This window comes from Streptomyces sp. NPDC004327 (assembly GCF_042873935.1).
Classification (GTDB): Bacteria; Actinomycetota; Actinomycetes; order Streptomycetales; family Streptomycetaceae; genus Streptomyces.
In genome coordinates this window covers 129,309-141,421 of sequence record NZ_JBIAME010000008.1, presented here as the reverse complement: position 1 = coordinate 141,421, position 12,113 = coordinate 129,309, and the positions used below count along the sequence as shown (strand labels likewise).

The window sequence follows — 12,113 nt, the reverse complement described above, 5'->3', positions numbered from 1 at the left end:
GATGTCGAAGCTCGGAGATCTCGGCGCCCGGCTCCACCGAGGCGAGGTCGGCTACGACTTCATCGGCAACCGCAAGATCTGGTACGGCCTGTCGATCCTGATCACCATCACGGCGATCCTCGCGCTCTCGGTGCGCGGCCTGAACATGGGCATCGAGTTCCAGGGCGGCGCCGTCTTCACCACCCCGAAGACGGACGTCTCGGTCTCCCAGGCGACCGAGTACGCCAAGGACGCCTCCGGCCACGAGGCCCTCGTCCAGAAGCTCGGCAACGGTTCGCTGCGCATCCAGGTCGGCGGCCTCGACACGGACAAGTCCGACCAGGTCCGCGGCGAGCTCGCCAAGGACCTCAACGTCCCCCAGACGAAGATCGCGGCCGAGATCGTCGGCCCGAGCTGGGGTGACCAGATCGCCACCAAGGCATGGACGGGCCTCGCGGTCTTCATGATCCTCGTGGTGATCTACCTCGCCATCGCCTTCGAGTGGCGCATGGCCGTCGCGGCGCTCGTCGCGCTCATCCACGACCTCACCATCACCGTCGGCATCTACTCGCTGGTCGGTTTCGAGGTCACGGTCGGTACGGTCATCGGTCTGCTGACGATCCTCGGTTACTCGCTCTACGACACGGTCGTCGTCTTCGACTCCCTCAAGGAGCAGACGAAGGGCATCACCAAGCAGACCCGCTGGACCTACAGCGACGTCGCCAACCGCTCGATCAACGGCACCCTGGTCCGCTCGATCAACACCACGGTCGTCGCCCTGCTGCCCGTCGCCGGTCTGCTCTTCATCGGTGGCGGCGTGCTCGGCGCCGGCATGCTCAACGACATCTCGCTGTCGCTGTTCGTGGGTCTCGCCGCCGGCGCGTACTCCTCGATCTTCATCGCCACGCCGCTGGTCGCCGACCTCAAGGAGCGCGAGCCGGCCATCAAGGCGCTGAAGAAGCGCGTCCTGGCCAAGCGGGCCGCCGCTGCCGCCAAGGGCGAGGCCGCCGAAGGCGAGGAGTTCGGCGACGCCGAGCCGGCCGTCGTCGGCCAGCGGGCACGCCGCGGCCGCTCCTCGGAGCGTCGCGGATGACCACCGAACTGCTGCTCAGCCGCATCCGGGACGTCCCCGACTACCCGAAGCCCGGGGTGCTGTTCAAGGACATCACCCCGCTGCTCGCGGACCCGGAGGCGTTCACGGCGCTCACCGACGCGCTCGCGGAGCTCTGCGAGAAGGCCGGCGCCACGAAGATCGTCGGCCTGGAGGCCCGCGGCTTCATCCTGGCCGCGCCGGTCGCCGTCCGCGCCGGACTCGGCTTCATCCCGGTCCGCAAGGCCGGGAAGCTGCCCGGGGCCACCCTGCGGCAGGCGTACGAGCTGGAGTACGGCACCGCCGAGATCGAGGTGCACGCCGAGGACCTGGCCGCGGGCGACCGCGTCATGGTCATCGACGACGTCCTCGCCACCGGCGGCACCGCCGAGGCGTCCATCGAGCTCATCCGCCGCGCCGGCGCCGAGGTCGCGGGCGTCGCGGTCCTCATGGAGCTCGGCTTCCTGCCGGGCCGCGCCCGCCTGGAGCCCGCGCTCTCCGGAGCCCCGCTCACCGCGCTGATCACCGTCTGACGCGTCAGCGTCACACCGGTACGGGAAACCGCCCCGGCCGAGGCCCAGAGCCTCGCGCCGGGGCGGTTTCGCGTACCGGCCCGGGAATTCCCCGCACCACCCCCGTCGTTTTCCGGACAAGCCCCGCAGGCGGGCCCGTACGGAGCACCATGGTCTTGACGGCGGGCGTCTCAACCCTCAGCCGCGTGAGCAGCGACACCGTCAGCTCGATACGATGGGCTTTCCGGGCCTGACCGGGGGACCCGGACATTCCCCCAGACTCCGTCCGGGGGTAGCCCCAAGGAGCGCTCTTGCCAGACGAGGCCCAGCCACTCTCCGCCGCGCAGCCCGACAAGCAGGCCGGCCAGGCCGCGCCGGGAGGCGCCGCGCCCCAGAACCCGCCGGCGGAGACCACCAGGCCCCGGCCCTCGGCGCCCGCTCCGGCTCCGGCCGCCCGGCCCGCGCCGGCGCCGCCGGCCCGCTCGGGCGGCTCCTCCAGCCGCGTCCGCGCGCGCCTCGCCCGGCTGGGCGTCCAGCGCTCCTCCCCGTACAACCCGGTCCTCGAACCGCTGCTGCGGATCGTCCGCTCCAACGACCCGAAGATCGAGACGGCGACCCTGCGCCAGATCGAGCGCGCCTACCAGGTCGCCGAGCGCTGGCACCGCGGCCAGAAGCGCAAGAGCGGCGACCCGTACATCACGCACCCGCTCGCCGTCACCACCATCCTCGCCGAGCTCGGCATGGACCCGGCGACCCTGATGGCCGGATTGCTGCACGACACGGTCGAGGACACCGAGTACGGCCTGGAGGACCTGCGCCGTGACTTCGGCGACCAGGTCACGCTGCTCGTCGACGGCGTCACCAAGCTCGACAAGGTCAGGTTCGGCGAGGCCGCCCAGGCCGAGACCGTCCGCAAGATGGTCGTCGCCATGGCCAAGGACCCCCGGGTCCTCGTCATCAAGCTCGCCGACCGCCTGCACAACATGCGCACCATGCGCTACCTCAAGCGGGAGAAGCAGGAGAAGAAGGCCCGCGAGACCCTGGAGATCTACGCCCCGCTGGCACACCGGCTGGGCATGAACACCATCAAGTGGGAGCTGGAGGACCTCGCCTTCGCGATCCTCTACCCCAAGATGTACGACGAGATCGTCCGGCTCGTCGCCGAGCGCGCCCCCAAGCGCGACGAGTACCTGGCCATAGTGACCGACGAGGTCCAGGCCGACCTGCGGGCCGCCCGCATCAAGGCCACCGTCACCGGCCGCCCCAAGCACTACTACAGCGTCTACCAGAAGATGATCGTCCGCGGCCGTGACTTCGCGGAGATCTACGACCTGGTCGGCATCCGCGTGCTCGTGGACACCGTCCGCGACTGCTACGCGGCCCTCGGCACCGTCCACGCGCGATGGAACCCGGTCCCCGGCCGGTTCAAGGACTACATCGCGATGCCGAAGTTCAACATGTACCAGTCGCTGCACACGACGGTCATCGGACCCAACGGCAAGCCGGTCGAGCTGCAGATCCGCACCTTCGACATGCACCGCCGCGCCGAGTACGGCATCGCCGCGCACTGGAAGTACAAGCAGGAGGCCGTCGCGGGCGCCTCCAAGGTGCGCACCGACGTGCCGAAGAAGGCCGGCAAGGACGACCACCTCAACGACATGGCGTGGCTGCGCCAGCTGCTCGACTGGCAGAAGGAGACCGAGGACCCGGGCGAGTTCCTGGAGTCCCTGCGCTTCGACCTGTCCCGCAACGAGGTCTTCGTCTTCACCCCCAAGGGCGATGTCATCGCGCTGCCCGCCGGCGCCACCCCGGTCGACTTCTCGTACGCGGTCCACACCGAGGTCGGCCACCGCACCATAGGAGCCCGGGTCAACGGCCGGCTGGTGCCGCTGGAGTCGACCCTCGACAACGGCGACCTCGTCGAGGTCTTCACCTCCAAGGCGGCCGGCGCCGGGCCCTCCCGGGACTGGCTGGGCTTCGTCAAGTCGCCGCGCGCCCGCAACAAGATCCGCGCCTGGTTCTCCAAGGAGCGCCGCGACGAGGCCATCGAGCAGGGCAAGGACGCCATCGCCCGGGCCATGCGCAAGCAGGGCCTGCCGATCCAGCGCATCCTCACCGGCGACTCGCTGGTCACCCTCGCCCACGAGATGCGCTACAGCGACATCTCCTCGCTGTACGCGGCGATCGGCGAGGGCCATGTCACGGCCCAGTCCATCGTGCAGAAGCTGGTCCAGGCCCTCGGCGGCGAGGAGGCCGCCACCGAGGACATCGCCGAGACCCACCCGCCGGCCCGCGGCCGCTCCAAGCGCCGCGCCGGCTCCGACCCGGGCGTGGTCGTCAAGGGCGTCGACGACGTGTGGGTGAAGCTGGCCCGCTGCTGCACCCCGGTGCCCGGCGACCCGATCATCGGCTTCGTCACCCGAGGCAGCGGCGTCTCCGTCCACCGCAGCGATTGCGTCAACGTCGAGTCCCTGTCCCGGGAGCCCGAGCGGATCCTGGACGTCGAGTGGGCGCCCACCCAGTCCTCGGTCTTCCTGGTCGCCATCCAGGTCGAGGCCCTGGACCGCTCCCGGCTCCTGTCGGACGTCACCCGCGTCCTGTCGGACCAGCACGTCAACATCCTGTCCGCGGCGGTGCAGACCTCCCGCGACCGGGTGGCCACCTCCCGCTTCACCTTCGAGATGGGCGACCCCAAGCACCTGGGGCACGTCCTGAAGGCCGTGCGGGGCGTGGAGGGCGTGTACGACGTGTACCGCGTCACCAGCGCCCGCAGGCCGTAACGACGGATACGAGGAAGGGCCCCCGGCGGGAGTCGCCGGGGGCCCTTCTCGTACCGCTACGGCCGGCGCGTCAGCCGCCGAACTCCTGCAGACCCTTCAGGGCCTGGTCGAGCAGCGCCTGCCGGCCCTCCAGCTCCTTGGCGAGCTTGTCGGCCTTGGCGTCGTTGCCCGTCGCGCGGGCCGCGTCGATCTGCTTGCGCAGCTTGTCGACCGCGTCCTGGAGCTGACCCGTCAGACCCGCGGCACGGGCCCGCGCCTCCGGGTTGGTGCGGCGCCACTCGGACTCCTCGGCCTCCTGGATCGCGCGCTCCACGGTGTGCATCCGGCCCTCGACGCGGGGACGGGCGTCGCGCGGGACGTGACCGATGGCCTCCCAGCGCTCGTTGAGGGCACGGAACGCGGCGCGGGCCGCCTTCAGGTCCGTCACCGGCACCAGCTTCTCCGCCTCGACCGCGAGCTCCTCCTTCAGCTTGAGGTTCTCGGTCTGCTCGGCGTCGCGCTCGGCGAACACCTCGCCACGGGCCGCGAAGAACACGTCCTGGGCGCCGCGGAAGCGGTTCCACAGGTCGTCCTCGTGCTCGCGCTGGGCCCGGCCCGCCGCCTTCCACTCCGCCATCAGCTCGCGGTAGCGGGCGGCCGTCGTGCCCCAGTCGTTCGAGTTCTGCAGCGCCTCGGCCTCGGCGACCAGCCGCTCCTTGGTCTTGCGGGCGTCCTCGCGCTGCGCGTCCAGCGCGGCGAAGTGGGCCTTGCGGCGCTTGGAGAAGGCCGAGCGGGCGTGCGAGAAGCGGTGCCACAGCTCGTCGTCGGACTTCCGGTCGAGCCGCGGCAGGCCCTTCCAGGTGTCCACGAGCGCCCGCAGCCGCTCGCCGGCGGCCCGCCACTGCTCGCTCTGCGCCAGCTCCTCGGCCTCGGTGACCAGGGCCTCCTTGGCGGAACGGGCCTCGTCGGCCTGCTTCGCCTTCTGGACCTTGCGCTCCTCGCGGCGCGACTCCACCGTCTCGACCAGCTTGTCCAGCCGGACCTTCAGCGCGGCCAGGTCGCCGACCACGTGGTGCTCGTCCACCTGGTGGCGGATGTGGTCGATGGCCGCCATCGCGTCCTTGGCCGAGAGGTCGGTGGTCTTCACCCGCTTCTCGAGGAGGCCGATCTCGACCACCAGGCCCTCGTACTTGCGCTCGAAGTAGGCCAGCGCCTCCTCGGGGGTGCCGGCCTGCCACGATCCGACGACCTGCTCGCCCTCGGCCGTACGCACGTACACGGTGCCCGTCTCGTCGACGCGGCCCCACGGGTCGCTGCTCACAGCGCCTCCTCAACATGATGCCGGCGCGGGGTTCCCGCCCCTGGCATCGTCCACGGTTTCCCGGCGGGCCTCGCCCGCCCTCCACAGCACGGCCGGCGGCCTGCGCTGCACAACGCCAATCTAGGCGAACGGCGGCCCGGCTGTCCGCACTCAGCGCGACCGAAATTCAACGGTCACACGCGGGTGCGCCGGCCGGGCCGCCTCCGTGTCGCCCCCTGCTCACTTCTTGGCGACGGTCGCCTTCTCGATCGTGACGGCCTTCTGCGGTGCGCCGTCGCCCGAGCCGCCCTGCACGCCGGCCTTGGCCACGTCCTCGACGACCTTGACGCCGGCCGCGTCGAAGGTGCCGAACGGGGTGTAGTTCGGGGGCAGCTTGGTGTCCTTGTAGACGAGGAAGAACTGGCTGCCGCCGGTGCCCGGGCCGGCGTTCGCCATCGCCACGGTGCCCTTCGGGAAGGTGACCGTGCCGTCGGCGCCGGCCTTGCCGAGGCCGTTCAGGTTCTCGTCCGGGATGGAGTAGCCCGGGCCGCCGGTGCCGTCGCCCTTCGGGTCGCCGCACTGGAGCACGTAGATGCCCGAGGTGGTGAGGCGGTGGCACTTGGTGCCGTCGAAGTACTTCTTGTCGGCGAGGTGCTTGAAGGAGTTCACGGTGCGCGGGGCCTTGGCCGCGTCCATCGTGACCGTGATGTCGCCGACGTTCGTCTTGAGGGCCATCGTGTACGAGGCCTTCTTGTCGATCGCCATCGCGGGCTCGGGCTGCGCGGGCGTGGTCGGCGCCGCGCTGGGCGTCTGCGAGGCCTCCGACGCCGCGTTGTCCGTGGCGGAGTCGCCGCCCGACAGCCCGATCGAGGCCCACACGGCGCCGCCCGCCGCGAGCACCACCGCGAGCGAGGAGGCGATGATCGTGTTCCGGCGCGCCTTGCGCCGTGCGTCCTCGCGGCGCTGCTGCTGCCGCACGTACTTCTCCCTGGCGAGCTGCCGCCGCCGCTGATCGCTGCTGACCACCGGGTCCGCTCCTTGTCGCGTTCGTCGATGTCGACCGTCTGTTCAGTCCCGGTCGGATGTGCCCGTACCGTATACGGGTTGGCTGTGGAACAGACACCGCCGGTAGGCTCTGATCTGCTGCATTCCGGTGCTTTCCGCACCGCCGCGGCCATCTGCCGGACGACACAGAAGGACGATCGTGCTGATTGCCGGGTTCCCCGCCGGGGCCTGGGGCACCAACTGCTACGTGGTCGCCCCCGCCGCAGGCGAGGAGTGCGTCATCATCGACCCGGGCCACCAGGCCGCCCAGGGAGTCGAGGAGACGCTGAAGAAGCATCGGCTCAAGCCCGTCGCGGTGGTCCTCACCCACGGCCACATCGACCACGTCGCCTCCGTCGTGCCCGTCTGCGGCGCCCATGACGTACCCGCGTGGATCCACCCCGCGGACCGGTACATGATGAGCGACCCGGAGAAGGGCATCGGCCGCTCCATCGGGATGCCCCTCATGGGCGAGCTGACCGTGGGCGAGCCGGACGACGTGCGCGAGCTCACCGACGGCGCCGCACTGAAGCTCGCGGGCCTCGATTTCTCCGTCGCGCACGCCCCTGGTCATACCAAGGGGTCGGTGACCTTCAGGACCCCGGAGACCTCGGAGATCCCCTCCGTGTTCTTCTCCGGCGACCTGCTGTTCGCCGGCTCCATCGGACGCACCGACCTGCCCGGCGGTGACATGGACGAGATGCTCGGATCGCTGGCCCGCGTGTGCCTGCCGCTCGACAACTCGACCGTGGTCCTGTCGGGGCACGGTCCCCAGACGACCATCGGCCAGGAACGCGCCACCAACCCGTATCTGCGGCAGGTGGCGGCGGACCGGCAAGGGAGCGGAAGCGATTTCCAGGCTCCCCGACGAGGAATGTGACGAGAGACTTCCGTGAGCACCTTCAAGGCCCCCAAGGGCACGTACGACCTGATCCCGCCGTTCTCCGCGAAGTACCTGGCGGTCCGTGACGCGATCGCCGCGCCGCTGCGCACCTCCGGCTACGGCTACGTCGAGACGCCCGGCTTCGAGGACGTCAACCTGTTCGCCCGCGGTGTCGGCGAGTCCACCGACATCGTCACCAAGGAGATGTACGCCTTCGAGACCAAGGGCGGCGACAAGCTCGCCCTGCGTCCCGAGGGCACCGCCTCCGTGCTGCGCGCGGCCCTGGAGGCCAGCCTGCACAAGCAGGGCAACCTCCCGGTCAAGCTCTGGTACTCCGGCTCGTACTACCGCTACGAGCGCCCGCAGAAGGGCCGCTACCGCCACTTCTCGCAGGTCGGTGCCGAGGCCATCGGCGCCGAGGACCCGGCGCTCGACGCCGAGCTGATCATCCTGGCCGACCAGGCCTACCGCTCGCTCGGCCTGCGCGACTTCCGCATCCTGCTGAACTCGCTCGGCGACAAGGAGTGCCGCCCCGTCTACCGCGAGGCCCTGCAGACCTTCCTGCGCGGCCTCGACCTGGACGAGGAGACCCTGCGCCGCGCCGAGATCAACCCGCTGCGGGTGCTCGACGACAAGCGCGCCGACGTGCAGAAGCAGCTGGTCGACGCGCCGCTGCTGCGCGACTACCTGTGCGACGCGTGCAAGGCGTACCACGAGGAGGTGCGCGCGCTGATCACCGCGGCGGGCGTGGTCTTCGAGGACGACCCGAAGCTGGTGCGCGGCCTGGACTACTACACGCGGACCACCTTCGAGTTCGTCCACGACGGTCTCGGCTCGCAGTCCGCGGTCGGCGGCGGCGGCCGCTACGACGGCCTGTCCGAGATGATCGGCGGCCCCGCGCTGCCCTCCGTCGGCTGGGCGCTCGGCGTGGACCGCACGGTCCTGGCCCTGGAGGCGGAGGGCGTCGAGCTCGACATCCCGCCGGCCACCAGCGTCTTCGCCGTGGCGATCGGCGAGGAGGCCCGCCGGGTGCTGTTCGGCAAGATCACCGAGCTGCGCCGGGCCGGCATCGCCGCCGACTTCTCCTTCGGCGGCAAGGGCCTCAAGGGCTCGATGAAGGACGCCAACCGCTCCGGCGCCCGCCTCACCGTGGTCGCCGGCGAGCGCGACCTCGCCGAGGGCGTGGTCCAGCTCAAGGACATGGAGTCCGGCGAGCAGCAGCCGGTCGCGCTGGACGGGCTGGTGGACGCGGTCAAGGCGAAGCTCGCCTGACCCCGTCCCGTACGGCTTGACGAGAAGGGCCCCCGGCAGCGTGCCGGGGGCCCTTCCCGTACGAAGATCACACAGGGCGCCGGACGCTCGCACGCGGCCGCGCCCGCCGTCGAGATCCCGCCCTTACCCACCGCTCACGCCGCCCGTGCGACCGTGTGCGGCAGAATGATCGTGCCTGTGCCCCGCAGCGAGAAGAGCGAGTAGACCGACATGACCAAAGCAGCGGCCGCGAACGAGACCGCCGGGCACGGCACGGGGCCGGAGGACTCCCGCACGATCGGGGCCGGCCGCGGCTTCGCCTGGCTCCTGGTGATCACCGCCGCCGCCGGGCTGCTGGCCGCCTGGGTGATCACGCTCGACAAGTTCAAGCTCCTGGAGAACCCGAACTTCACGCCCGGGTGCAGCCTGAACCCGGTCGTCTCCTGCGGCAGCGTGATGAAGAGCGCGCAGGCGTCGGTCTTCGGCTTCCCTAACCCGATGCTCGGCCTCGTCACGTACGCCGTGGTGATCGCCATCGGCGTCGGCCTGCTCGCCGGCGCCCGCTACCGCCGCTGGTACTGGCTCGGCCTCAACGCCGGCATGCTCTTCGGCGTCGGCTTCTGCACCTGGCTGATGCAGCAGTCGCTGTACGAGATCAACGCCCTGTGCCTGTGGTGCTGCCTGGCCTGGGTCGGCACCATCGTCATGTTCTGGTACACCACCTCGCACAACGTCCGCCGGGGCGTCATCCGCGCCCCGCAGGGCCTGCGCACCTTCTTCGACGAGTTCACCTGGGTCCTGCCGGTGCTGCACATCGGCATCATCGGCATGCTGATCCTGACCCGCTGGTGGGACTTCTGGACCAGCTGAGCCGGCACCGGTCCCGGACCGGACTGTCAGTGCTCTCGCATAGGCTTCATGACCGTGGAGCCCGACCTTTTCACCGCCGCCGCGGAAGAACGCCAGGAGAAGGACCCGGCCAGCAGCCCGCTGGCCGTCCGGATGCGCCCGCGCACCCTCGACGAGGTGGTGGGCCAGAGCCATCTGCTCAAGCCGGGCTCGCCGCTGCGCCGGCTCGTCGGTGACGGCACCGGGGGCCCGGCCGGCGCCTCCTCGGTGATCCTCTGGGGGCCGCCCGGCATCGGCAAGACGACCCTCGCGTACGTGGTCTCCAAGGCCACCAACAAGCGCTTCGTCGAGCTGTCCGCCATCACCGCGGGCGTCAAGGAGGTCCGCGCCGTCATCGACGGGGCCCGGCGCGCCGTCGGCGGATACGCCAAGGAGACCGTCCTCTTCCTCGACGAGATCCACCGCTTCTCCAAGGCCCAGCAGGACTCGCTGCTGCCGGCCGTGGAGAACCGCTGGGTCACGCTCATCGCCGCGACCACGGAGAACCCGTACTTCTCGGTGATCTCCCCGCTGCTCTCCCGCTCGCTGCTGCTCACCCTGGAGCCGCTCACCGACGACGACCTGCGCGGACTGCTGCGCCGGGCGCTCGACGAGGAGCGCGGGCTCGGCGGTGCGGTGACCCTCGACGAGGACGCCGAGTCCCATCTGCTGCGCATCGCCGGCGGCGACGCCCGGCGCGCCCTGACCGCCCTGGAGGCGGCGGCGGGCGCGGCGATCGCCAAGGGCGAGCCCGCGATCACCCTGGAGACGGTCGAGGAGACCGTCGACCGGGCGGCCGTGAAGTACGACCGGGACGGCGACCAGCACTACGACGTGGCGAGCGCCCTCATCAAGTCGATCCGCGGCTCGGACGTGGACGCGGCGCTGCACTACCTGGCCCGGATGATCGAGGCGGGGGAGGACCCGCGGTTCATCGCCCGGCGCCTGATGATCTCCGCGAGCGAGGACATCGGCCTCGCCGACCCGAACGCGCTGCCGCTCGCCGTGGCCGCCGCCCAGGCCGTCGCCATGATCGGCTTCCCCGAGGCGGCGCTGACCCTCAGCCACGCCACCATCGCCCTCGCTCTCGCCCCGAAGTCCAACGCGGCGACGACCGCGATCTTCGCCGCGCGGGCGGACGTCCAGGCCGGCCTCGCCGGCCCGGTGCCGCCGCATCTGCGCGACGGCCACTACAAGGGCGCCGCCAAGCTCGGCCACGCCCAGGGCTACGTGTACCCGCACGACGTCCCGGGCGCCATCGCCCCCCAGCAGTACGCCCCGGACACCGTCCACGGCCGCCGCTACTACGAGCCGACCCGCTACGGCGCGGAGGCGCGCTACGCGGACGTGGTGGAGAAGGTCCGCGAGCGCCTCAGGGGCGAGGGGAGCTAGGCGCCGGTGGGGACGCCGGGCCGCCTCGGGTACGGGCCGTCCCGCGGACCCGGTACACTCGTCGGAAGTGCTGCGTCCCGTGTCCGGCTTCGGCCGGCATCACCAGAACGGGACAGGCAGCCGGAGCCCCGGCCTTCGGGTCAGGTCTCCAGGAGCGTCGCGCACCTTCGAAGGTGTCGCGTGCAACCCACCACCACCGGGATCCCCGGAGCGGGCGGTGGGTCGTTCGCGTGCTGCACGTATGTGCCCAGACCAGGGAGCGGCTGCCCGGCAGGTCCCTCGTGGACCCGGCGGGTTTCCCGGCTGCGGATTGCGACCTCCCTAACCCTGGTGAAGCCGTATTCGAAACAGTAGAGAGGTTGGTTCATGCCGAACCAGTCCCGTCCCAAGGTCAAGAAGTCGCGTGCCCTCGGCATCGCGCTGACCCCGAAGGCCGTCAAGTACTTCGAGGCCCGCCCCTACCCGCCGGGCGAGCACGGCCGTGGCCGCAAGCAGAACTCGGACTACAAGGTCCGTCTGCTCGAGAAGCAGCGTCTGCGCGCCCAGTACGACATCAGCGAGCGCCAGATGGCCCGCGCCTACGACCGCGCCAAGAAGGCCGAGGGCAAGACGGGCGAGGCGCTGGTCGTCGAGCTCGAGCTCCGTCTCGACGCCCTGGTCCTGCGTTCGGGCATCGCCCGCACCATCTACCAGGCCCGCCAGATGGTCGTCCACGGCCACATCCAGGTCAACGGTGGCAAGGTCGACAAGCCGTCCTTCCGCGTCCGTCCCGACGACGTCGTGATGGTCCGCGAGAAGTCCCGCGCCAAGACCCTCTTCCAGGTCGCTCGCGAGGGTGGCTTCGCCGCCGAGGGCGAGACCCCGCGCTACCTGCAGGTCAACCTGAAGGCCCTGGCCTTCCGCCTCGACCGCGACCCGAACCGCAAGGAAATCCCGGTCATCTGCGACGAGCAGCTGGTCGTCGAGTACTACGCCCGCTGATCCCGGCACGGCAGTAGTACCACCCCCGCGGTGT

10 protein-coding genes are annotated in these 12,113 nt (G+C 70.9%); 8 read left to right on the top strand and 2 right to left on the bottom strand.

Features of this window, described 5'->3' with window-relative positions; genetic code table 11:
- Position 1 precedes the first annotated feature (1 nt).
- From secF to ACFYU9_RS26705, 3 genes are all read left to right on the top strand, one after another.
- A complete protein-coding gene (secF, locus tag ACFYU9_RS26715; RefSeq protein WP_389346297.1) occupies positions 2–1,072 on the top strand; it encodes a protein translocase subunit SecF in 1,071 nt (356 codons plus the stop codon).
- A complete protein-coding gene (locus ACFYU9_RS26710) occupies positions 1,069–1,602 on the top strand; it encodes an adenine phosphoribosyltransferase (protein ID WP_389346296.1) in 534 nt (177 codons plus the stop codon). Before secF ends, ACFYU9_RS26710 begins: the two co-directional genes overlap by 4 nt.
- 290 nt (positions 1,603–1,892) lie before the next feature.
- Positions 1,893–4,361 (top strand): RelA/SpoT family protein, encoded by a 2,469-nt coding sequence (locus tag ACFYU9_RS26705; RefSeq protein WP_389212864.1) that lies wholly within the window; start codon positions 1,893–1,895, stop codon positions 4,359–4,361.
- 70 nt (positions 4,362–4,431) lie between these two features.
- Here the strand turns inward: ACFYU9_RS26705 and ACFYU9_RS26700 are convergent, their stop codons facing one another.
- Positions 4,432–5,661 (bottom strand): DUF349 domain-containing protein, encoded by a 1,230-nt coding sequence (locus ACFYU9_RS26700; RefSeq protein ID WP_389212866.1) that lies wholly within the window; start codon positions 5,659–5,661, stop codon positions 4,432–4,434.
- A 219-nt stretch (positions 5,662–5,880) separates the two neighbouring features.
- On the bottom strand, positions 5,881–6,666 hold the full coding sequence (locus ACFYU9_RS26695; protein WP_389212868.1) for a peptidylprolyl isomerase: 786 nt from the start codon (positions 6,664–6,666) through the stop codon (positions 5,881–5,883).
- Positions 6,667–6,844: 178 nt separating this feature from the next.
- Between ACFYU9_RS26695 and ACFYU9_RS26690 the strand changes: the two genes are divergently transcribed.
- From ACFYU9_RS26690 to rpsD, 5 genes are all read left to right on the top strand, one after another.
- Positions 6,845–7,564 (top strand): MBL fold metallo-hydrolase, encoded by a 720-nt coding sequence (locus ACFYU9_RS26690; RefSeq protein ID WP_389346295.1) that lies wholly within the window; start codon positions 6,845–6,847, stop codon positions 7,562–7,564.
- 12 nt (positions 7,565–7,576) lie between these two features.
- Positions 7,577–8,839, top strand: a complete 1,263-nt coding sequence (hisS, locus tag ACFYU9_RS26685) for a histidine--tRNA ligase (RefSeq protein ID WP_389212872.1) — start codon at positions 7,577–7,579, stop codon at positions 8,837–8,839.
- Between the two features lie 210 nt (positions 8,840–9,049).
- A complete protein-coding gene (locus ACFYU9_RS26680) occupies positions 9,050–9,688 on the top strand; it encodes a vitamin K epoxide reductase family protein (RefSeq protein ID WP_389212874.1) in 639 nt (212 codons plus the stop codon).
- A 54-nt stretch (positions 9,689–9,742) separates the two neighbouring features.
- The gene (locus tag ACFYU9_RS26675; RefSeq protein ID WP_389346294.1) at positions 9,743–11,098 is read left to right on the top strand and encodes a replication-associated recombination protein A; all 1,356 of its coding nucleotides are present in this window, start codon (positions 9,743–9,745) and stop codon (positions 11,096–11,098) included.
- A 366-nt stretch (positions 11,099–11,464) separates the two neighbouring features.
- Positions 11,465–12,079 carry a 30S ribosomal protein S4 gene (rpsD, locus tag ACFYU9_RS26670; protein ID WP_389212877.1) on the top strand — a complete coding sequence of 205 codons (615 nt, stop codon included), beginning with the start codon at positions 11,465–11,467 and terminating at the stop codon, positions 12,077–12,079.
- The last annotated feature ends 34 nt before the right edge of the window (positions 12,080–12,113 follow it).

Bases quoted from the DNA above. Each gene is read 5' to 3' on its own strand.
- ACFYU9_RS26710 (WP_389346296.1), top strand. From the start codon at position 1,069: ATGACCACCGAACTGCTGCTCAGCCGCATCCGGGACGTCCCCGACTAC.
- ACFYU9_RS26680 (WP_389212874.1), top strand. From the start codon at position 9,050: ATGACCAAAGCAGCGGCCGCGAACGAGACCGCCGGGCACGGCACGGGG.
- rpsD (WP_389212877.1), top strand. From the start codon at position 11,465: ATGCCGAACCAGTCCCGTCCCAAGGTCAAGAAGTCGCGTGCCCTCGGC.
- secF (WP_389346297.1), top strand. From the start codon at position 2: ATGTCGAAGCTCGGAGATCTCGGCGCCCGGCTCCACCGAGGCGAGGTC.